General features: G+C 70.9%; 19 protein-coding genes and 3 pseudogenes. 15 read left to right on the top strand and 7 right to left on the bottom strand.

The features are described 5' to 3' along the window. Positions 1–17: 17 nt before the first annotated feature. The 5 genes and pseudogenes from JOF36_RS33585 to JOF36_RS33565 all read right to left on the bottom strand — a co-directional run. Positions 18–575, bottom strand: a pseudogene (locus JOF36_RS33585) (putative N-acetylmannosamine-6-phosphate 2-epimerase); the annotation flags it as partial. A 300-nt stretch (positions 576–875) separates the two neighbouring features. Next, positions 876–1712 carry an ABC transporter permease gene (locus tag JOF36_RS33580; RefSeq protein ID WP_210034741.1) on the bottom strand — a complete coding sequence of 279 codons (837 nt, stop codon included), beginning with the start codon at positions 1710–1712 and terminating at the stop codon, positions 876–878. After that, positions 1709–2680, bottom strand: coding sequence for an ATP-binding cassette domain-containing protein (locus JOF36_RS33575; RefSeq protein ID WP_210034740.1), 972 nt, complete (start codon positions 2678–2680; stop codon positions 1709–1711). The genes JOF36_RS33580 and JOF36_RS33575 overlap by 4 nt, the downstream gene beginning before the upstream one ends. 100 nt (positions 2681–2780) lie before the next feature. Then, positions 2781–3620 (bottom strand): DUF4097 family beta strand repeat-containing protein, encoded by an 840-nt coding sequence (locus JOF36_RS33570; protein ID WP_210034739.1) that lies wholly within the window; start codon positions 3618–3620, stop codon positions 2781–2783. A 61-nt stretch (positions 3621–3681) separates the two neighbouring features. After that, positions 3682–4167 carry a hypothetical protein gene (locus tag JOF36_RS33565; RefSeq protein ID WP_210034738.1) on the bottom strand — a complete coding sequence of 162 codons (486 nt, stop codon included), beginning with the start codon at positions 4165–4167 and terminating at the stop codon, positions 3682–3684. 241 nt (positions 4168–4408) lie between these two features. Between JOF36_RS33565 and JOF36_RS33560 the strand changes: the two genes are divergently transcribed. The 6 genes from JOF36_RS33560 to JOF36_RS33535 all read left to right on the top strand — a co-directional run bounded on the left by JOF36_RS33560 (position 4409) and on the right by JOF36_RS33535 (position 11207). Beyond that, positions 4409–5563, top strand: coding sequence for an acyl-CoA dehydrogenase family protein (locus JOF36_RS33560; protein ID WP_210034737.1), 1155 nt, complete (start codon positions 4409–4411; stop codon positions 5561–5563). Between the two features lie 32 nt (positions 5564–5595). Then, entirely contained in the window at positions 5596–6375 is a 780-nt protein-coding gene (locus JOF36_RS33555; protein WP_210034735.1) for an enoyl-CoA hydratase-related protein, read from the top strand. A gap of 4 nt (positions 6376–6379) precedes the next feature. Further along, positions 6380–6988 carry a TetR/AcrR family transcriptional regulator gene (locus JOF36_RS40470; RefSeq protein WP_307862774.1) on the top strand — a complete coding sequence of 203 codons (609 nt, stop codon included), beginning with the start codon at positions 6380–6382 and terminating at the stop codon, positions 6986–6988. Further along, positions 6985–9045, top strand: a complete 2061-nt coding sequence (locus JOF36_RS33545) for an acetate--CoA ligase family protein (RefSeq protein ID WP_210034729.1) — start codon at positions 6985–6987, stop codon at positions 9043–9045. The genes JOF36_RS40470 and JOF36_RS33545 overlap by 4 nt, the downstream gene beginning before the upstream one ends. A gap of 211 nt (positions 9046–9256) precedes the next feature. Continuing rightward, a complete protein-coding gene (locus tag JOF36_RS33540; protein WP_210034727.1) occupies positions 9257–10222 on the top strand; it encodes a fumarylacetoacetate hydrolase family protein in 966 nt (321 codons plus the stop codon). A gap of 10 nt (positions 10223–10232) precedes the next feature. Next, positions 10233–11207, top strand: a complete 975-nt coding sequence (locus JOF36_RS33535; RefSeq protein WP_210034725.1) for an MBL fold metallo-hydrolase — start codon at positions 10233–10235, stop codon at positions 11205–11207. Between the two features lie 115 nt (positions 11208–11322). On the opposite strand, the pseudogene JOF36_RS41495 reads toward JOF36_RS33535, so the two are convergent. Continuing rightward, a pseudogene (locus JOF36_RS41495) lies at positions 11323–11604 on the bottom strand (SMP-30/gluconolactonase/LRE family protein); the annotation flags it as partial. Between the two features lie 38 nt (positions 11605–11642). Between JOF36_RS41495 and JOF36_RS33530 the strand changes: the two are divergent. Both JOF36_RS33530 and JOF36_RS39630 read left to right on the top strand, forming a co-directional pair. Next, positions 11643–11852, top strand: a complete 210-nt coding sequence (locus JOF36_RS33530) for a hypothetical protein (RefSeq protein WP_210036450.1) — start codon at positions 11643–11645, stop codon at positions 11850–11852. A gap of 3 nt (positions 11853–11855) precedes the next feature. Beyond that, a pseudogene (locus JOF36_RS39630) lies at positions 11856–12329 on the top strand (SDR family NAD(P)-dependent oxidoreductase); the annotation flags it as partial. A 169-nt stretch (positions 12330–12498) separates the two neighbouring features. Here the strand turns inward: JOF36_RS39630 and JOF36_RS39625 are convergent. Next, complete coding sequence (locus JOF36_RS39625; RefSeq protein WP_245351067.1) at positions 12499–13434, bottom strand: alpha/beta hydrolase; 936 nt, start codon at positions 13432–13434, stop codon at positions 12499–12501. A 534-nt stretch (positions 13435–13968) separates the two neighbouring features. Here JOF36_RS39625 and JOF36_RS33520 point away from each other — a divergent pair. From JOF36_RS33520 to JOF36_RS33490, 7 genes are all read left to right on the top strand, one after another. Further along, positions 13969–14301 (top strand): hypothetical protein, encoded by a 333-nt coding sequence (locus JOF36_RS33520; protein WP_210034723.1) that lies wholly within the window; start codon positions 13969–13971, stop codon positions 14299–14301. Further along, entirely contained in the window at positions 14298–15596 is a 1299-nt protein-coding gene (locus JOF36_RS33515; RefSeq protein WP_245351066.1) for an MFS transporter, read from the top strand. The genes JOF36_RS33520 and JOF36_RS33515 overlap by 4 nt, the downstream gene beginning before the upstream one ends. Continuing rightward, positions 15593–16435: a TetR/AcrR family transcriptional regulator gene (locus tag JOF36_RS33510; RefSeq protein WP_210034721.1), complete on the top strand. Its 843-nt coding sequence runs from the start codon at positions 15593–15595 to the stop codon at positions 16433–16435. Before JOF36_RS33515 ends, JOF36_RS33510 begins: the two co-directional genes overlap by 4 nt. A 94-nt stretch (positions 16436–16529) precedes the next feature. Next, a complete protein-coding gene (locus JOF36_RS33505; protein WP_210034717.1) occupies positions 16530–18215 on the top strand; it encodes a (2,3-dihydroxybenzoyl)adenylate synthase in 1686 nt (561 codons plus the stop codon). Further along, complete coding sequence (locus JOF36_RS33500) at positions 18212–19846, top strand: FAD-dependent monooxygenase (RefSeq protein ID WP_210034716.1); 1635 nt, start codon at positions 18212–18214, stop codon at positions 19844–19846. Before JOF36_RS33505 ends, JOF36_RS33500 begins: the two co-directional genes overlap by 4 nt. After that, positions 19839–20510, top strand: a complete 672-nt coding sequence (locus JOF36_RS33495) for a VOC family protein (RefSeq protein WP_210036449.1) — start codon at positions 19839–19841, stop codon at positions 20508–20510. Before JOF36_RS33500 ends, JOF36_RS33495 begins: the two co-directional genes overlap by 8 nt. After that, positions 20507–20830, top strand: coding sequence for a hypothetical protein (locus JOF36_RS33490; RefSeq protein WP_210034715.1), 324 nt, complete (start codon positions 20507–20509; stop codon positions 20828–20830). Before JOF36_RS33495 ends, JOF36_RS33490 begins: the two co-directional genes overlap by 4 nt. Positions 20831–20880: the final 50 nt, after the last annotated feature.

Raw genomic sequence — 20880 nt, 5'->3', positions numbered from 1 at the left:
CGCCGGGCCACCGCAGCTCAGCCGGCGACGGCCTCGGCGAACCAGCCGGTGATCGTGGCCGGGTGGGTGATGGCCGTGCCGACGCACACGCTGTGCGCACCCAGGGCGATCGCCCGCGCGGCCTGCTCCGGGGTGTGCACGCGACCCTCCACGACGACGGGGAGCCGGCAGCTGCGGATGACCTGCTCCAGCAGCTCGTAGTCCGGGCCCGCGGTGCGGGGGCGTTCACCGGTGTAGCCGCCCAGCGTGGTGCCGAGCAGGTCCACCCCGGCCGCCTCGGCGGCGACCGCGTCCGCCACCGAACCGCAGTCCGCCATGATCGCGACGTCGGTGACCGCCCGCAGCCCGGCGACGGTCGCGGCGAGATCGAGCCCGTCCGGGCGGGGTCTGCGCGTGCCGTCCAGGGCCACCACGTGCGCACCGGCCGCGGCGACCGCCAGCGCGTGCTCGAGCGTCGGGGTGATGACGACCTCGTCGTCGCCGTCCTTCCAGAGCCCGACGACGGGCACGTCGACCACCGCGACGACGGCCGCGATGTCCTCGGGCCCCTGGATCCGCAGGGCCGGTCTCCGCGCTCTGGCCGGCGCCCGTCCTGCAGATGCACCCGAACGTCACGGTGCTGGTCGACGCCGCCGACGCCGCCGCCCGGCTCAGCCTCGGCGACTACCTGCGTGAGGTGCAGGCGGGCAAGGCGTTGGTGCAGTAGCCCGGCGCTCTTCCTACGGCGTTCGGGAACCGCACGGCTACCCGGGCATCGGTCGATGATCGTCGTTTCAGGAGTGCCGCGTACGCGAGACGTACGTGGCACTCCACAACCGGTGATCTCCGGCGTTCGTATCAACGCCACCCGCCTCGGCCGAGGGGCGGATCGGCGCTCAGCGGTCTGCGCGGGCGTTGTAGAGGCGCTTGGCCCACAGGTAGCTCGCACCGGTGATCAGCACGCACCACCCGACGGTGAGCGCGGCGCTGCCGGCGAGACCGGTGGTGGCGGCGGGGCCGATCGACAGCAGGCCGCGCAGGGTGTCGATGACCGGCGTGAAGGGCTGGTAGTCGGCGAACCAGCGCAGGCCCGTCGGCATGGACTCCGTCGGTACGAAACCACTGCCGAGGAACGGCAGCAGGATCAGGAACATCGGGGTGTTGCTCGCCGTCTCGACGGAGTCCGCGGCCAGCCCGAGTGCCACGGTGAACCAGGTCAGCGCGATGGTGAGCAGAGCAAGCACACCGAACACGCCGAGCCAGGCGACCGGTCCGGCGACGGTGCGGAAGCCGAGCAGCAGCGCGACGGCCAGCACCACGACGAGCGCGATCGCGGTCTGGACGAACGCGCCGACGACGTGTCCGGTCAGCACGCTGACCCGGGCGATGGCCATCGTGCGGAAGCGGGCGACGATGCCCTCGGTCATGTCGGTGGCGACCCCGAGGGCTGTGGCCAGCGCGACGCTGGCCACGGTCATGAGCAGGATGGCCGGGGTGATGTAGGCGAGGTACTCCGCGCGCCCGGCGCCGGGGCCGGCGAGGCCCGCGCCCATGGTGCCGCCGAACACGTAGACGAACAGCAGCAGGAACACGATCGGCTGGCCGATCAGCATCAGCGTCAGCGACGGGTAGCGGCGCATGTGGACGAGGCGCCGGCGCAGCATCGTCAGCGAGTCCGCGACCGGGGACGAGCGACGGTCGCGCGAGGGGGCGAGCGCGGTGGACGTGGTCATGGCGTGGGCACCTTTCGGGAGGCGGGGGCGGGCGGCGTCGGGGTGGCCGAGTGGCCGGTGAGGGCGAGGAACACGTCGTCGAGGTCCGGGGTGTGCGTGGTCAGCGCCTCGGGCTGCACGCCGGCGGTGTCGAGGCGGGCGAGCAGGGCGCGGATGGCCGGGTATCCGTCGGCGTGCACCTGCAGGGTCAGCGCCTCCGGGTCGGGGGCGGCGGTGGGCAGTGCGGCGGTGGCGGCGGTCAGCGAGGGGTGGTCGGTGAACCGGAGCCGGACGTGTCCGCCGGGGACCAGCGTCTTGAGGTGGGCCGGGCTGCCGCGTGCGACCAGGTGCCCGTGGTCGAGCACGGCGACGTCGTCGGCGAGCTGGTCGGCCTCCTCGAGGTACTGGGTGGTGAGGAAAACCGTCACCCCGTCGTCGACCAGCGTCCGGACGGCCGTCCACAGCTCTCGGCGGCTGCGCGGGTCCAGGCCGGTGGTCGGCTCGTCGAGGAAGATCACCTGTGGCTCGCCGACCAGCGTCATGGCCAGGTCGAGGCGCCGGCGCATCCCTCCGGAGTAGGAGCTCGCCGGTCGCGCGGCGGCGTCGGTCAGGTCGAACTGCTCGAGCAGCGCGCGGGCGCGGGCCCGGCCCCGGGCTCGGGGCAGGTGGTGCAGGTCGGCCATGAGCTGGAGGTTCTCGGTCCCGGTGAGCAGCCCGTCCACGGCGGAGAACTGACCGGTCACGCCGATCGCGGCGCGGACGGCGTCCGGTTCGGTGACCGGATCGTGCCCGGCGATGCGGATCCGGCCGGAGTCCGCGCGGAACAGCGTGGAGAGGATCTTGACCACCGTGGTCTTGCCGGCGCCGTTGGGGCCGAGCATCGCGAACACGGTTCCGGCGCCGACCTCGAGGTCGACGCCGCGGAGAACGGGCTGGGTGCCGTAGGACTTGTGCAGGTCAGCGACGATGATCGCCGGGTCGGTCGCCATGTCGGATCCTCTCGATGAAGGGCTGTGCGCAGTGCTGCGGGCAGGACGGGACGGCCGACGGACGGGACGAGCGGGTCCGGCGGCTGCTGGGACGGTCGGGTCAGGCTCGGCGGATCACGATGGCGCCCTCACGGGAGCGTGCGTGGACGGACACGGTCTCGGCGAAGCCTGCGGGATCGTCCTGTGCGGTCAGGTCGTTGCTGACGCGTCCGCCGGTGTCGAGGTCGAGCCAGGCTGCGCTCGTGGGGGCGATCCCGATCTCCAGCCGCCCGTGGGTGCTGGTCAGGAAGATCTCGCCGCGTGCGACCCGGCCGAGGCGGACACCGCCGTGGGCGGTGCGGACCCGCACGTCCGCGTCGGCGACGTCGACCTCGATGTCGCCGTGGGTGCCGGTCAGCCGGGCCTCGCCGGCGAGCCGGTCGGCGCGGATGCCGCCGTGCTTGCTGCGCAGGACCGCCGTGCCACCGACCCGGCGCACGCGTACGCCACCGTGGTCGGCAGCGAGGTCCGCATCCCCGTCGATGTCGCCGGTCACGCGCACCTGGCCGAAGCTGGTAGCGATTTCGGCCGACGTCGCGTCCTCGATCCGGACGTCGCCGTAGCGGGTCCGGATGTCGCAGGAGTCGAGCCGACCCTCGGCCTGGACCCCGCCGTATCCGGTCTGCGCGGACAGCGCCGAGCCTGCCGGTAGCGCGATCTCGATCTCCAGCGTGCGTCCCGGAGTCTTCGGGAGCAGTTGCCGGAGCCCGAGCGGAGGGCCCGTGACACGCAGCTCGCGACCGACGAGCTCGACGCGGACCGCCTCGGCCTGCGCTCGGTCGCTCGCGGCGCTGCGCACGTCGACGGTCGTGTCGGAGCGGGCGGACGCGACGACGCGGATCTCGCCGATCGGCAGGTCGACGGTCGCGGTGATCGGTTCGGGAGTGTCGAAAGTGGGCACGGGGCATCGCCTCCTCGGCATCGAGGCGATGCCGTGAGTGGGTGGATCGGTGGGGGAGGGGCTAGCCGAACCAGCCGCCGCGGCTGCGTTCGTTCGCCGGCCGGCCCGGCGCGGGTTGGTCGAGGGCGGCCGCGACCGTGCGGGAGAGCCAGGTGTTGACGCTGAGGCCGTCCCGGCCCGCGGCCTCCTCGATGCGGGACTTGAGGTGCTCCGGCGGCCGGAAGTTGATGCGTGCGACGGGGCCGTCGGGATCGGGCGGCGGGGTCGTGGCCGGCGTCGCCGGTGGCTCCGGCGTCGACACGGCCGGTGCCGTGGCGACGACGAACTCGGGGTCGGAACCGTGCAGGCGCACGTGCACCGAGCCCGGTGCCAGGTCGAGGGTGATCTCGTCGGCCGCGGCCGCCAGCGCCTCGAGCAGGACCAGCCGCACCGTCGACTCCAACGGCGTCACCAGCCGCTCGGCCACATCGCGGACGTCCTCGCCTGCCACGTCACTGATCGCCGCGAACTGTGATCGCAGCCGATCGACGTATCCGTCCAACTCCATGGCGCCAAATATGGCGCCTTGTGGCGCCATTGTCAACTCAGTGGCGTCATGTGGCGCCAAGCTGCGCCAACGGATGTGCCCTCGGCAGGTGCGTCTTGAGGTGGCGCACCAGCTTGACAGCGCGCGTGACCGATGGGCAGTCTGCATCTGACTGACGCGTCAGTCAGATGCTCCGGTCGCCCGCAGGTGTGCCGGATGCCGGCCCGCGGTTGCGTCCGACCCACGTCCCAGGGGAGAAACGATGGATTTTGCACTGACGGACGAGCAGCGGGGCGTGGTCGACACGACCCGGGCCTTCGTGGAACGCGAACTCGTGCCGCACGAGGACGAGGTGGAACGCTCCGGTCGGCTCGACCCGGAGCTCGCCCGGACGCTGCGCGGGACGGCGATCCGTTCGGGTCTCTACGCCGCGAACATGCCCGAGGACGTCGGTGGTGGCGGGCTCGACACGCTGACCTGGATGTTGATGGAGCGCGAGCTCGGGCACACCGGGTACGTGTTGCAGATGTCCTCGGTGGCCCGGCCGTCCCGGATCCTGCTGGCCTGCGAGGGCGACCAGCGGGACTCGTACCTGCTGCCGACCGTGGCCGGCGAGCGTACCGAGTGTCTGGCGATGACCGAGCCCGACGCGGGTTCGGACCTGCGCGGGATGCGTACGCGCGCCGTCCGCGACGGCGACGACTGGGTGATCTCGGGTACCAAGCACTTCATCTCGCACGCCGACGCGTCCGACTACGTGATCCTCTTCGCGGCGACCGGTGAGCAGGAACCCGGACGAGCCGCGATCACGGCCTTCCTGGTCGACTTCGACAATCCCGGGCTCACCGTGCTGCCGGGGTACCGCAGCGTCTCGCACCGCGGATACGGCAACTTCACGCTGGCGTTCGAGGACTGCCGGGTTCCCGGCTCGGCGGTGCTCGGCGAGGTCGGGAGCGGCTTCGACGTGGCCAACAGCTGGCTGGGCAGCACGCGGCTGCAGGTGGCCGCCACGAGCCTGGGCCGGGCTCGGCGTGCGCTCGATCTCGCGGTCGAGCACGCCGCGACCCGCCGGCAGTTCGGCCGGACGATCGGGCGCAACCAGGGAATCGGTTTCAAGCTGGCCGACATGGCGACGTCGCTGGAGTCCGCATCCTGGCTGACGTGGTACGCGGCGTGGCTGGTGGATGCGGACCAGCTGTCCGATCCGGCGATCGCCATGGCGAAGGTCGCCGCGACGGAGATGCTCGCGTCGGTCGCCGACGAGGCCCTGCAGATCCACGGCGGGATGGGCCTGATGGACGAGATGGTGCTGGAGCGGATCTGGCGCGACGCGCGGGTCGAGCGGATCTGGGACGGCACGTCGGAGATCCAGCGGCACATCCTGTCGCGATCGATGCTGCGGGCCCACGGCGGCTGAGCCGGCACATCCGTCGACGACCAGGGAGAGAAATGAGCGCAGTGCGCACACGGCAGAGCGGCACGGTCCTCGAGGTCACGCTGGACCGCCCACCGGCCAACGCGATCGACCTCGCCACCTCGCGGGAGATGGGACGGGTGTTCGCGTCGTTCCGCGACGACCCCGGCCTGCGGGTCGCGGTCGTCCGTACGGCGGGTGACCGGTTCTTCAGTGCCGGATGGGATCTCAAGGCCGCCGCATCCGGTGACGCCGTCGACGGTGACTACGGCATCGGCGGCTTCGGCGGGATCCAGGAGCTGCCCGGGCTGAACAAGCCGGTGATCGCGGTGGTGGACGGCATGGCGGTCGGCGGTGGTTTCGAGCTGGCACTCTCGTGCGATCTGATCTACGCGGCCGACACGGCGTCCTTCTCGCTCCCCGAGATCAACGCCGGGACGCTGGCCGACGCGGCCACCCTGCGCCTGCCCGACCGCCTTCCGCACCACATCGCGATGGACCTGCTGTTCACCGGTCGTTGGATGGACGCGGCCGAGGCGCACCGATGGGGCATGGTCAACGAGGTGCTCCCGGCGGCGACGGTCGCCGAGCACGCCCTGGGGGTCGCGGAGCGCCTGGCGGAAGGTCCGCCGCTGGTGTACGCGGCGATCAAGGAGGTGCAGCGCGAGAGCCGCCGGCTCTCCTTCGCCGAGGCCATGCGCCGCATCTCCACCTCCGAGTTCCCCACCGTCGCCACCCTCTACGCCTCGGAGGACCAGGCCGAGGGGGCACGCGCGTTCGCCGAGAAGCGGTCGCCGGTCTGGAAGGGACGGTAGGGCCATCAGTACCCAGGTCAACGTCGACGACCGACGCCGGCAGCTGCTCGATGCCGCCGCCCGGCTGATCGCGGAGCGCGGGTACCACGCGGTCCGGATCGCCGACATCGCCGAGCTGGTCGGCACCAGTACGGGGACGGTGCACTACCACTTCCCCGGAAAGGACGACGTCCTCCGTGCCGCCCTGACCCACGCGATGGACCGCGCCTTCGCCCGACAGAGCGCTCCCCTGAAGGAGCTCGACGATCCACGCGCGCGCCTTCTCCTGCTGATCGACATGCAGCTGCCGCGCCCGGGGGAGCTGCGCGCGGAATGGTCGGTGTGGGTGCAGTTCTGGGCCGAGGCCATGATCAATCCGGACCTGCGCGAGATCCACGACCAGTACTACAGCCGGTGGCGCCGCGCGGTCGCGAAAAACGTGGAACAGGGCATCGAGCGCGGCGGGATCGCCGCGGAGGTCGACGCCGACGAGTTCGCCCACCAGCTGACCGCGCTCACGGACGGACTGGCCATCCGGGTGCTGACCGACTCGTCGGGGTGTGACGTCGAGCGGATGCGCGAGCTGGTCGTGGCGTTCGTGGACCGTGCGCTGCCGGTCCCGGAGACCTCATGACGCCCCCCGGCACCCGTGACCTGTCCGTCCTGTTCGACCCGAGGTCGGTCGCCGTGATCGGGGCCAGCGACGACGAGACGAAGTACGGGAACTGGCTCGGCGCACAGGCCCTGCGGATGGCCGGCTCACGGGACGTGCACCTGGTGAACCGGCGCGCGGGCACGGTGCTGGGCCACCCCGCATCGGCGAGTCTCGGCGAGACCGGCGACACGGTCGACCTGGTCGCCATCGCGGTGCCGGCGCACGGTTTCGAGGCGTCGGTCGAGGACGCGCTGGCCGCCGGTGCGCGGGCCATCGTGGGCGTGACGGCGGGTTTCGCCGAGCTCGGAGCCGAGGGACGCGCGGTGCAGGAGCGCGTCGTGGCACGGGTACGCGAGGCCGGGGCCGTGCTGGTCGGACCGAACTGTCTGGGCCTGACCGACTCGTCGACCGGCCTGACGCTGAGCTCGAACACCATGCCCGAGGGGCGGATCGCGCTGCTGTCGCAGAGCGGGAACATGGCACTCGAGCTGAGCAGGGTGCTGGCCGCCCGTGGACAGGGCTTCTCCCGGTTCGTCTCGCTCGGCAACCAGGCCGACCTGGGCGTCGCCGACCTGATCAGGTCGTGCGCGCAGCACGACGGCACCGACGTGATCGCCCTCTACTGCGAGGACTTCGGCGACGGGCGGGAGTTCGTCGCCGCCACCCGGGAGGCGGTGGCAGCGGGGAAGCCGGTGATCCTGCTGACCGTGGGCAGCAGCGAGGCGTCGATCCGGGGAGCGAAGTCGCACACCGGATCGCTCACCTCCGCGACGGCGGTCGTCGACGCGGCGTGCCGGGCGGGTGGTGTGTACCGCGTGACGAGTCCGCGGTCCCTCGCCGACGTCGCGTCGGTGCTTGCCGCCTACGGACCGGTCGCCGTCGGGAACCTCGTGGTGGTGGCGGACGGTGGCGGTCACGCCTCGGTCGCGAGCGACCTGGCCGAGTCGGCCGGTGTCCGGGTTCCGGAACTGGCGCCGGAGCTGCACGACGAGCTCCGGACCGCCGTCGGGACCGGCGGACACGTGCAGAACCCCGTCGACGTCGTCGTCGGTCCGGGATTCGAGATCGGCTCGTTCGCATCGATCGTCGACACCGCCCTGCGCCACCCCGACATCGACGGCGTGCTCCTCTCCGGCTACTTCGGCGGCTACGAGCATTACGGAGCGGGCATGGCGCGCAGCGAGGAGGAGACGGCGCTGGCGATCGCCGGGAGCGCCCACCGGTACCGCAAGCCGGTACTCGTCCACTCGATGTACCCGGACGGCAGCGCGACCGGAACGCTGTCCGACAACGGTGTCCCGGTGTTCGCCGCGGTCGAGGACGCCACGAACTGCCTCGGTGTGCTGAACCGCGCCGGCGCCCGGCGACCGCTTCCCACCCTCCCCGGTCCGGCCGACCGTCCGATCCGCGACACCGGCTACTGGACCTCCCGGCAGATCATCCGTGACGCCGGGATCCCCGCACCGGACGCCCGCCTCGTCGACTGCGCCGAGGACGCCGTGGCCGCGGCCGGCGCCATCGGTTTCCCGGTGGCGCTGAAGGCGATGGGCCTGTTGCACAAGTCGGACTCGGGCGGGGTCTCCCTCGGGATCAGCGACGAGGACCGGCTCGTCGAGGAACTGACACGGATGCGGGACACCCTCGGTGTCTCCAGTTTCTGCGTCGAGGAGCTGGCGGACCTGCGCGCGGGTGTCGAGCTCATCGTCGGCGTCCAGCAGGACCCGCGGTTCGGCCCGATCGTCATGGTCGGCTTCGGCGGAGTTCTCGCCGAGGTACTGGTGGACGTCACCTTCGAGCTCGCACCGGTCGACGAGGCCGCGGCCGAGAGCATGCTGTCGCGGCTACGGAGCACCCGGTTGCTCGACGAGTTCCGGGGCCGTCCGAAGCTCGACACCGCCGCGGCCGCCAGGGCGATCACCGCCGTCAGCGCGCTCGCGGTCTCCCATCCGGAGATCTCCGAGATCGAGGTCAACCCCCTGCTCGTCACCCCCTCCGGGGTATCCGCCCTCGACGCGCGGATCGTCCTCGCGGAGTGACTCCACATCTGATGGTGCGACCGCGGACGCGCCCGTCAGAGGGCATTCGCGTCGCGACCTCGTCGCTCGTGGCCGGAGAACTTCCTGGACCACAGCGCTCGTCCTCCCCAGGATGTCACCGTCGGCTGAAGCTTCCGGCGGTCCTCCCACCGGAGGATGCCCGGTGGATCGGCTCGCCACGTCATGACGCTGCGGACGACAGGAGTGCTTGATGAGATGGGTGACCTACGACGGCGGCGCCGGGCCGCGGGCCGGCGTGCTCGACGGAGAGAACGTGCGCGGGCTGCCCCCGGTGGTGACGGTCCTGTCCCTGCTGGAAGGAGGCGACCTCGAAGAAGCGGGGGAGTCCGCCCGGCGGGAACCGGTGGAGGTCCGGCCGCTGTCGGACGTCCGGCTGCTCGCCCCGATTCCGCGCCCACCGTCGGTCCGTGACGGCCTCTGCTTCCTCGACCACCTGCGCGGATGCCGGCGCGCGATGGACGCACCCGACGAACTGCCCGCTGTCTGGTCCCAGGCCCCCGCGTTCTACTTCGCCAGTCCCGCCGCGGTCGTGGGGCCGTACGACGACGTCGTGATCTCGCCCGGTTCCACGATGTTCGACCTGGAGCTCGAGCTCGGCGCCGTGATCGGACGGCCCGGCCGGGACCTGCACCCCGACCGGGCCGAGTCCCACATCGTGGGCTACACGCTCTACAACGACTGGACCGCGCGGGACCTGCAGCAGCTCGACATGGCGCAGGGCATCGGCATGGGCAAGAGCAAGGACGGCGCCATCACGCTCGGCCCCGCCCTGGTCACCGTCGACGAGCTGGAGCCCTACCGGCGGGACGGGCGGCCGGTGCTCGAGATGTCCGCCGAGGTGAACGGGGTCGAGCTCGCGCGCGGCACGCTCGACCAGATGGACTGGACGTTCGGCGAGCTGCTCGCCTACCTGTCCCGGGGAACCGACCTGCGCCCGGGCGACGTGATCGGTTCGGGCACCGTGCCCGGTGGCTGCCTGCTCGAACACGTCGACACACCCGATCTCGCCGACTTCAGCCGGTGGCTGCGACCGGGCGACGTCGTGTCCCTGCACGCATCGGGGATCGGCTCGACCGAGCAGACCGTGCGGCCGGCACCGGGGCTGACCCCGCTACGCACTCGTGCCGCGCGGACCGCCGCCTCGACCACCACCTGAGAGGAACGACGTGAGCACGCTCGACTACCGCAAGGGATTCCACGACCTCGGGCAGGGGTGCCATGCCTGGCTGCAGCCGGACGGCAGCTGGGGCTGGAGCAACTCCGGCCTGATCACCGGGTCCGGGACCTCACTCATGGTCGACACGCTGTTCGACCTCGCGCTGACCCGCGAGATGCTCGACGGGTTCGGACCGGTCGTCGCCGACCATCCACTGCAGACCCTCGTGAACACCCACTCGGATCCCGACCACACCTTCGGAAACGAGCTGCTCGCCGCACGGGGAGTGGAGATCGTGGCCTCCGAGGCGGCGGCCGAGCTGATGACCCAGGAGGCGGCGGACGCCGTCACCGGCACCAAGCGCATGCCCGGTGCGCTCGGGGACTTCGCCCGCCACATCTTCGGCCCCTTCGACCTGGAGGGCATCACCGCGACCGGCCCCGACCGGACCTTCACCGGTGAGGAGAGCGTCGACGTCGGCGGGCGGGAAGTGCGGTTGATCCAGGTCGGACCGGCGCACACCCCCGGTGACGCGCTCGTGTACGTCCCGGACGCGCGGTTGCTCTATGCCGGCGACATCCTGTTCGTCGGCGGCACCCCGATAGCGTGGGCCGGGCCGATCGAGCGGTGGGTCGCTGCCCTCGACCTGATCCTGGACATGGACGTCACGGCCGTCGTCCCCGGCCACGGCCCGGTCAGCGGCAAGGCCGAGGTCGCGGCGATGCGGGAGTACCTGGTCTTCGTCGAGACCGAGGCCCGCAAACGCTACGAGGACGGCCTCGGCGTCGACGACGCGATCACGACGATCGATCTCGGGAAGTTCGCGGATCTGCCCGAATCGGGTCGTCTCGCGCAGAACGTCCTCAACGTGTATCAGCAGCTCGACTCCAGCGTCGCGCGTCCGGACCGGTTGAACGTGCTGACCAAGATCGCGGCGCTGGAAGGGTTCCCGAACGCGGCTCTGCGGGCCGAACCTCGGGAGTGACCTTCCGGCCCGGTGCGTCGGAGACGCGCTCGCACACGAGTACCCGACCCCCCTTCGCCGCGGTGACCACCAGGAGGTCGAGGTCCGGGCCGGCGAAGCACAGGTTGGTCGGGAACGCGGGCTCGGAGAAACCGATCGTCTCCTCGAGAGCACCGTTGCGGCCGAACACGAAGACCGCATTCGCCTCGGGTGCCGCGACGTACACCCGGCCCTCGGCGTCGAGGGCCAAGCCGTCCGGTCCACCCTCGGGCAGTACGAGTGGATCTCCGGCCGGCGCCGGCCGGTTCCCGTCCCACCGGTACCGGCTGACGAGCCCGAGGGCGGTCTGGGCGAGGTACAGCTCATCGTCGGCGAAGGCGAGGCCGTTGGGGTAGTCGTCGACGTCGTCGAGGGTCACGTCGACGGTGCCCGAGTCCTGGTCGAGGGCGCAGACACGTGCTCTCCGCCTCGGACGCCCTGTACCGCAGCGAGTCCTACGGGCCGCCGGCGCTCGCCGCAGCGATCGTCCACGACACGGTCGCCTGGTTCTCCTCCGTCGAGAAGATCCGCAGCACGGCCGAGCACACCGGCGGGCAGGTGATCTTCGGTCACGACCCGGCTCAGCTCCGGACCCTCCGTACCGGTGTCGGCAACTTCTACACCTGATCGGTGCGCCGGCGCGTCGCACGAAGCATCTCCCGGCAGGTCGAATGTGTCGAGGGCGGAACGACCACCGCCCTCGATCCGCGCAGAAGGAGTTCTGATGTCGACCTGGTTCGTGACCGGTGCTCCCGTGGGCTCGGCGCCGAGATCGCCCGTGCCGCGCTGGACCGTGGTGCCGCGGTCGTGGTGACCGCCCGCGACACCGACGCCCTGCCCACCGACCTGCGGGCGCACCCCCGCACCGTGCCCGTCGCGCTCGATGTCACCGACGGCGCGGCGATCGCCCACGCCGTCGAGCTCGGCGTCGCGGAGCTCGGCGGCATCGACGTACTGGTCAACAACGCCGGCCGGGGACTGCTCGACGCCGTCGTGGACGTGACCGACGCCGAGGCGCGGTCTCCGTTCGACCTCAACGTGTTCGGTCTGATCGACATGACCAGCGCCGTGCTGCTGCACACGCGCCGCACCCGCAGGGGCACCCTGGTGCATGTCGGCTCCCGGTCCGGCTACGAGGGCGAGCCCGGTGTCGGGCTCTACGTGCCGAGCCCACTCTCTGACCAGGGCGGCCGATCGCACCCTGCAACCGATCGCACCCAGCAGGAGGTGATCGCCATACCCGCCTGTCGTATTCGGAACAGGGTCGGTTCGATCAGAGGTGCTGCTCGAGAAACCCGAACACCTCACCCAATGCCCGGTCGCCCTCCGGTAAGCCGGGGACGCCTTCGAAGGCGTGCCACATCCCCTCCCACACGCGGAGGCGGATGTCGAGGCCGGCGTCTCGCATCGTCCGGTGGAGCCGTACGCCGTCGCTCAGCAGCAGGTCCCGGGTTCCGGTGTTGATGACAGTCGGCACGAAGCCACTGCGCAGATTCGCGAGGATCGGCGAGGCCGCCGGATCACCGGACGGTGTGGACCCGAGATAGGCGGCGACCAGTTTGGTCATCGTGTCCCGGGTCAGCAGTGGATCGCGGCCGTCGTTGGCGACGTAGCTGTCGCCGATGGCGCGCAGGTCCGCGGCAGGGGAGAAGAGCCCAGCTGCGGCCGGCGGATCGAACTCGCCGCGGCTTGCACGCAGGACTGTGGTGAACAGGAGGTTGGCGCCGGCCGAGGAGCCGGCGACGACGACCCGGCGGTACTGCCGCGAGGCCGCCCGACAGGCACGCGCCGTCTGCTCCAGCGCGATCGGAAGTTGTACCCGTGGGCTGAGGTCGTAGTCGACCGAGTACACGACGACGCCTAGGTCGTGGGCCATCCGGTACGCGGTGTAGTCGTTGGCGCTGAGCAGGGCGAAGCCGCCGCCGTGGACGTAGATGCCGGCGACCCTCCGGCGACTCTTCGCGATCTTCTTCGGCGTGATCGTCAGGACTCGGGACCCGCCGAGCTCCTTCGCCTTGACAACGAGACCGAGCCGGGTGCGCAGTTGCGCGAGGAAGGGGTTGATCTGGCCCGCGAGCTGAGCGTTGAGCGTGTCCGCGAACTGCTGGTTCAGCTGCGGACCGGGGATCTGAACCGGGTTGGTCGAGAGCAGGTGGTTCAGAGCCTCTGGGCTGAGCGTCTGTGCCTGGATGCTGTCGACCGCGGCCATGACCTGCATTCGCGGGGTGTGGCCGCACCGTTACCCCCAGCCTCTCCAGACACGCCGGGCCGGTTCAGTCCGGCCGCCTGCAATGGAGCGAGTGTGACGCGCATTGGCTCTGCGGGCGGCTCCACGGGAGGCGCCCGCGCGACGCCCTGTAGGCCTTTGATCTGCGTGCCCCCGGCAGGATTCGAACCTGCGGCACCCGCTTTAGGAGGCCGGTGGACCGCGCGATCTGTGGAGCGCACGCTGGGCCTACTGCGGTCGCTCGTTCGCCGTATGCGTCTTCGCAACGCCGTCGTGACCCGCAGTTCGTTCCACGAGGCGTTCCACGCGGAGCCTGCACGCAGTGTCTGAGCTGCCCTACCCGTTGGCTGGCCGAGAAGGGCCTCGCGGCCTGACCGGGAAGCGCACGGGGCCGACCGGGCGGACCCCGCGCCGGGCGTCGAGACCAGGGCGCGGTCTCGCCCGGTCGGCCTATTGCCCCACTGAACAAGACAAGACTGTCCATAGTTCGACACTATCGTCGAACAGGAGGCGGAGATGACAACGGTGTCGACCATCGAGGTCGAGGTGGGCGGTCAACGGCTGAGCGGGCGGGCGGCTGAACCGGACGGGACGGCGCGGGCAGTTGTGCCGGTGCTGCACGTCCTGCCCGAGCACGACGGGATTTGGAGCGCGGATGAGTGCGCGCGGCAGCAGGCATCCGCCGCGCTGAAGAGGAGCGAGGGTGCCGCCGGGATGGTGCAGCGCGCCGCCGGTCACTGCGTCGACGCCGACCGCGCCGGTTACGCCCACCACCTCACGCCTGCAGCGTTCTTCGAGACCTGCCTCGCCGCCCACGCGACGCGGGCCGAGTCCGGGAGGTCGTCATGACGACAAGACCGATCAGTCCCCGTTCGGCGTCGGCGGCGGTGGGGCTGTGTTTCGGGGCGATCGTGTTCGACGGGTATGACCTGATCGTCTACGGCTCGGTCATGCCCGCCCTGCTGCAGTACGAGCCGTGGGGCCTTACGCCCGCCCAGGCCGGGGCGATCGGCAGCTACGCGCTGCTGGGGATGTTCATCGGGGCGATCGCCTCGGGCACGCTGACCGACCTGATCGGCCGGCGACGGTTGTTCATCGCCTCGCTGACCTGGTTCTCGGTGATGATGCTGCTGGTCGCGATGGCGCCGGACCCGACGTGGCTGGGCCTGTTCCGGTTCCTGGCCGGGTTGGGGTTCGGCGGTATCCCGCCGACCGCGATCGCGTTGGTCGTCGAACTCGCACCGGTCGCGCGGCGGCAGGTGCTCAACGGCCTGATGCTGTGTGGGTTTCCGGTTGGTGGGGTGCTGGCCGCGGTGCTGGCGATCGCACTGCTCGAGCCGCTCGGCTTCCGCGCGCTGTTCGCGATCGGAGCGCTCCCCCTCATCACGCTCGTGCCACTGGCGGTGTGGCTGCTTCCCGAGTCGCCGAGTTTCGTCCGGCGGGAGTGGGGCACGGGACAGGGGCGGCAGCGCCGTGAGCTCCTGGAACTGGTCAGAGGGCGGGCTGCGATCGCCACTCTGCTGTTCGTCGTCGCGAACTTCTGTGGGTTCCTGCTGGTGTTCGGGCTGAACACCTGGTTGCCGCAGTTGATGCGGGGCGCGGGGTACGAACTCGGGTCCGCGCTGGCGTTCCTGCTGGTGCTCAACGTCGGAGCCATCTTCGGCGGCCTGGGTGGTTCGGCGGTGGCCGACCGATACGGCAGCCGTTGGGTCGCGACGGTCCTGTTCGCCCTCGCAGTCGTGTCGCTGGCGCTGATCGCAGTACCGCTCCCGACTGCGATCCTCTACCTGCTGGTGTTCGTCGCCGGTGCGGCGACCACCGGCAACCAGATCGTGGTCTACGGCTACGTGGCGGCGCACTACCCGCCCGTGCGACGTGCCACCGCACTGGGATTGAGCAGCGGGATCGGTCGACTCGGTGCGGTGGCCGGGCCCGTCGTAGGTGGCTCGCTGGTCGCCGCCGGCCTCGGCCTCGACTGGAACGTGGGGGTCTTCGCCCTGGTCGCCGTCGTCGGGGCGATCGCCTGCGCGCTCGTCCCGCGCCCGGTCGACGCGTCCGCGGATCGGGCTTCGACCGGGCCGGATCGCAGCCCGATCATGAACGCCGAGCCCGCACCGGTGCGAGAGCCAGGAGGCGCGTCGTGAGCGCGGAAGCCCTCCGGCAGAAGCGGCTCGCCGTCGTGGTGCAGGATGGCAGCGGACACAGGTTGGACGAGCAGGGCGAGGCATCGATGGCGCGGCAGCACAACCGCCGGCAGCTGGTGTCGCACGAGCTGCTCGAGCACTCGGCCCGCCTGTTCGCGGCCCAGGGCTACGCGAACACCTCCTTCCAGGACATCGCCGACGCGATGGGGATCAGCCGTCCCGCGCTCTACCACTACGTCAGCAACAAGGAGGAGATCCTCGCCGCCCTGGTGCGTGACGTGCTCGAACGAGTCGTCGAGATTCTCGAGCAGGTGCGATCCCGGGAGGATCTCGCCGAGGACGAGCGTGTCGAGGAGGCCCTGCGCCGCATCATCGTCAACAACGCGCGCAACACCACCCGGTTCCGGTTGCTCGACCGCAGCGAGCCCGATCTGCCGGCCGAGATCGCCGAGTTGCACCGCCGGGCCCGACGGCGCGTGCTGGAACTGTTCACCGGCCTGATCGAGGACGCGGCCAACGCCGGGCGGTTCCGGCCGCTAGATGCCCGCACCGTCGCCCTGGGCATGTTGGGCATGGCGAACTGGGTCGCCTGGTGGTACCGCGCCGGTACCGACGGGGACGCGGAGGTCGTCGCGGACGTGCTGCTCGATCTCGTGATGGTCGGTGTCCGGCGTGACGACGACCGCCAGGTGCAGCCCGGTCCGTGGGCCGCGCTGGCCCTGCTCAAGGAAGACATCGCCCACCTCGAGAGCGCCCTGTCTGCGACCGACGGCACAGCTCGCGCTGTAATGCCGGCCCCCGACACGGATTCGAACCCGAACCCGAACGCGCAGGGCTGAACCGCCTTCTCACCGGCCGGGCGCATGCGCAGGCCGTTCTTGACATGACTGTCGATAGTTCTACATTTATGTCCTAGCTACCGGGAGAGTTGCCATGCCGGTCGACACCGAGACCTCCTCGCCGTCCTTCCCGCTCGAACGCGCGGAGGCCTATCGGCGCCGCGGACTGTGGACGGGGGAGACACTGGGGGAGGCGCTGCACCAGGCCGCCCGGTCGCATCCGGGTCGAACCGCGCTGGTCACCGGCGAGGGCCGGTTGACTCATGGCGAGCTGGACGAACGGGTCGAGGCCTTCGGCGCCGGGCTACTGGCTCGCACCTCACTGCGCACCGGTGACCGGGTCATGTTCCAGCTCGGCAACGAGCTCGAGACCGTGGTTGCCTACTACGGATGCATCCGGGCCGGGATCGTCCCGGTCTGCACCCTGCCCCAGCACGGGGAACGCGAGATCGGTCAGCTCGCCGAGCACACCGGCGCGCGCGGCCACATCGTGCAGGCCGACTTCCGCAATCGGGACCTCACCGAACTCGGGCACCGGTTGCAGCGCGAGATCGACGTCCTGGACACACTGATCGTTACTCGCGGCGCCGCCCCTGCGTCGGAACACTCCTATGACGAGATCCTCGACGCCGGTGGCGAGCCGCGGGCACGCGAGGAACTTGCTGCGGTCGCGATCGATCCGGACGGGCTCGTCGTGCTCCAGCTGTCCGGCGGAACCACCGGGCTGCCGAAGGTCGCCCCGCGCCGACACGAGGAGTACGTCTACAACTCCCGAATCTGGGCCGAGGCGCTCGAGATGACAGAGGATTCGGTGCTCCTGCACCCGCTGCCGATCATGCACAACGCGGGCACCGCGGCTGCACTGCAGCCGGCCCACCTCGTCGGGGCTGTCTGCGTCGTCGCGCCGGACGCGGAGCCCGGCCGGTTGTTGGAGCTGATCGCCGCGGAGCGGGTCACCGTCTTCCCCGTCGTGCCCCCTGTGGTGGCGATCCGGATGTTGGAGCACGAACGAGCCCCCCACGCCGACTTGACCAGCCTCCGGCGGTTCGCGCTCGGCGGTCAGCGCCCGAGCGTGGATCTGATCGAACGCCTCGATCGGGAGCTGGGCATCCGCGCCCTGCAGATGTTCGGGATGGCCGAGGGGATGTTCCTCTACACCCCGCCCGACGCGCCCGAGCAGGCCCGTCTCACCACGGTCGGCACCCCGATCTCGGCGGCGGATGAGGTGCGTGTCCTCGCCCCCGGGGGCGAGGAGGAGGTCCCGGACGGGGAGATCGGGGAGCTGGTCTGCCGGGGCCCGTACACGATCAACGGCTACTTCCGTGCGGCGCGGCATAACGCGTCGGCGTTCACCTCGGACGGATTCTACCGCACCGGTGACCTGGTCACCCGGCACGTCCTCGACGGCCGCCCTTACTACGCGATCGACGGCCGGATCAAGGACGTCATCAACCGCGGCGCCGAGAAGATCCACGCCGAGGAGGTCGAAGAGCTGCTCGTGCGGCATCCCGACGTGGGCAATGCCGCCGTGGTGGCCATGCCCGACCCGGTTCTGGGTGAGCGGGTCTGCGTCTGTGTCGTGGTCGCCGAGGGAGCCGAGCCGCCGACCGTCGCCTCGCTCGGCCGGTACCTGCTCGAGCAGGGACTGGCGAAGTTCAAGCTGCCCGAGCGGGTCGAGGTACTCGACGCGTTCCCGCTGACCAACGTCGGCAAAGTCTCGAAGAAGGACCTGCGGGCGGACGTCGAAGAGAAGATCGAGAAGGAGAATCTCGCCTCATGAGGCTCGACAACATCGCCGTCCTCGGTGGCGGCCCGGGCGGCCTGTACACCGCACGCCTGCTGAAGCTGGCGCACCCGGACGCCGTCGTGCGGGTGTACGAGCAGGGCACACCGGAGACGACTTTCGGATTCGGTGTCGCGGTCGCCGGCCGCACCCAGCGCAACCTGGAGGAGGCCGATCCCGCCACGCAGGCGGACATCATCGCCGCCGGACGCCCGCACGACATGCGGATGCTGGTCGACGGCCAAGCCGCGCGGGTACACAACGGACCGTTGATCGGCATCGCCCGCCCCGAGCTGCTCGCCGTGCTCGACCGGCACGCGCGGGCCGCCGGCGTCGAGCTCTGCTACGGCGAGCGGCGGCGGCTCGGGGAGATCGACGCCGACCTGATCGTCGTCGCCGACGGGGTGAGCAGCCAAACCCGCACCGAGCACGCGGAGGACTTCGGGGCCGAGGCCGAGATTGCCGGCGGGCTCTATCTGTGGGCCGGCGCGGACTTCGCGCTCGAGACCGCGATCTTCGCCCCGGCGACGACCGCGCACGGCACGTTCGTCACCCACGCCTATCCCTACGCACCCGACCGCAGCACCTTCCTGATCGAGACCGATGAGGCGACCTGGCGGGCGGCGGGCTTCGACGCGACCACCGACGCCACCGCCCCGGACGAGTCCGACACCACCGCGCTCGCCTACCTGCAGGACGCCTTTGCCGAGCACCTTGACGGCCATCACCTGATCGGGAACCGGACCCGCTGGCTGCGGTTCCGCACCGTGAACTGCCGGCGCTGGACCCGCGGCAACGCCGTGCTGCTCGGCGACGCAGCACACACGGCGCACTACTCGGTCGGCTCCGGCACCAAACTCGCGATGGAGGACGCGATCGCGCTGCGCGACGCGATCACCGGGGCGACCGACCTGCCGACCGCGCTGGCCGTCTACGAGAGCACGCGCCGTCCCCAGGTCGAGCGGCTCCAGGAACTGGCCCGGCGCAGCCGGCTGTGGTGGGACTCGTTCCCCCGCCGCACCAACCTGCCCGTGGACCAGCTCATGCTCGCCTACATGACCCGGACCGGGAACGTCGGGCTGCAGCGCTTCGCAGGCACGAACCCCGACATCGTCCGCCGTGGCCTCGCCGGGTTCGCCGGCATCGATCCGTCCCACGTGCCGACCGAGGGCATCGTCGAGTGGGTGCTGGCCCAGCCGTTCACCCACGGCGACCACACATGGGACAGCCGAACCCTGAATCCAGCCGAGCGCGACCGGCTCAGTACCCCTGCCCCGGACATCGCCGCGGCCCCGACCAGCGCGGACCTGGCCCGCATCCCGGTCATGCTCGATGACCCCTGGAGCCCGGAGGCCGACACCCTGGTCAAGGGGCTCCACGACCTGGTCCTCGCCGGCTGGCGCGGGTTCTGGCTCACCGGACCGCTCGATCGCGGGTGCGTCCTGACCCGTCTCGACGTCGGTGAGCGGCTCCGCACCGAGACCAGCGGGCTGGTCGTCGTCGATGGCCCCGCGTCGTGCCGCGACGACCTCGCCGCCGGTGTCGTCGCCGCCCGCGCCGACCTGGTCTGTCCGCTCCCGCCCACGGAAATGTCATCGAACACACTCGAGGAGGCCCACCGTGCCTGACGACAGCATTCGCACCGCACACCGGGTGAAGGGCGTCGATCACGCCGCATTCCCGACCTTCGACCCGGCCGCGACGGTCCGCTTCTACCGCGACACCCTGAAGTTCCCGGTCGTGCACTCGATCTGCGCGGCCGGCTGGGGTCCGGAGGACCACCCCGATTTCATCCACTTCTTCTTCGACATCGGCAACGATGACCGGATCGCGTTCTTCTACTACTTCGGACTCGACCCTGCCGTCGCCGCGGATCCGGCGGAGACGACTAAGGGCGACGTGTACGCGCGCTTCGCGGCCGATGTGCCGGACTTCTTCGTGCGCTCGCGGCATCTGGCCATCCACGTCGATTCCGAGGAGGACCTGCTCGAGTACCGGCGACGCCTGGACGAGAGCGCATGGCCGTGCGAGATGCAGGTCAAGCACGAGACCATCGAGTCGATCTACACCCACGACCCGAACGGGTACATGGTCGAGATCACGCGGGCGCTGCGCCCGGTCACCCCGCAGGAGGACCTCGACGCGGAGCTGACCATCGAGGCCCTTTGCGAGGTCACGGACGGGCCCGAGCCGTCGCTGGCCAAGCTGCTCACCCGCAAGGCCGAGCTGATCGTGGAGCGTGCCGCCGGGTGGGACGCCCCCGCGACCGACCTCACCGAGGTGACGACGTGACCGCGGTGTTCGTGCTCGACGTGCCGGAGAACGAGGGCGTCGTGCAGGTCGCTGAGCAGGACGCGTTGTTGCAGGTCGAGAAGGTCGGTCCGTACTTCCGGATCGCGCTCGATGAGCCCGCAACCCCGGTTCGCGCCGGTACCCCTGGTGATCCGGGAGAGGACGTCGGTGCCGGTCACACGAGCACCCACGATCAGATCGTCATCGACCGCCGGGCCACCGGGTGTCGGCACGCCGTCTGGTACTCCGCGCTGGCCGGTCTGCAGGACGCCCGCATCGTCCAGCACGACAAGAACGCGCTGCGCCTGATCCACCGCTGACACCCGGACATGGGCCCACGTCCGGCACGGCGTGGGCCCGCTGCACCCCC

Origin of the sequence: Pseudonocardia parietis (assembly GCF_017876315.1) — a bacterium.
GTDB lineage: Bacteria > Actinomycetota > Actinomycetes > Mycobacteriales > Pseudonocardiaceae > Pseudonocardia > Pseudonocardia parietis.
The sequence above is the reverse complement of the archived record's forward strand: the minus strand, read 5'-3'. Positions and strand labels throughout refer to the sequence as shown.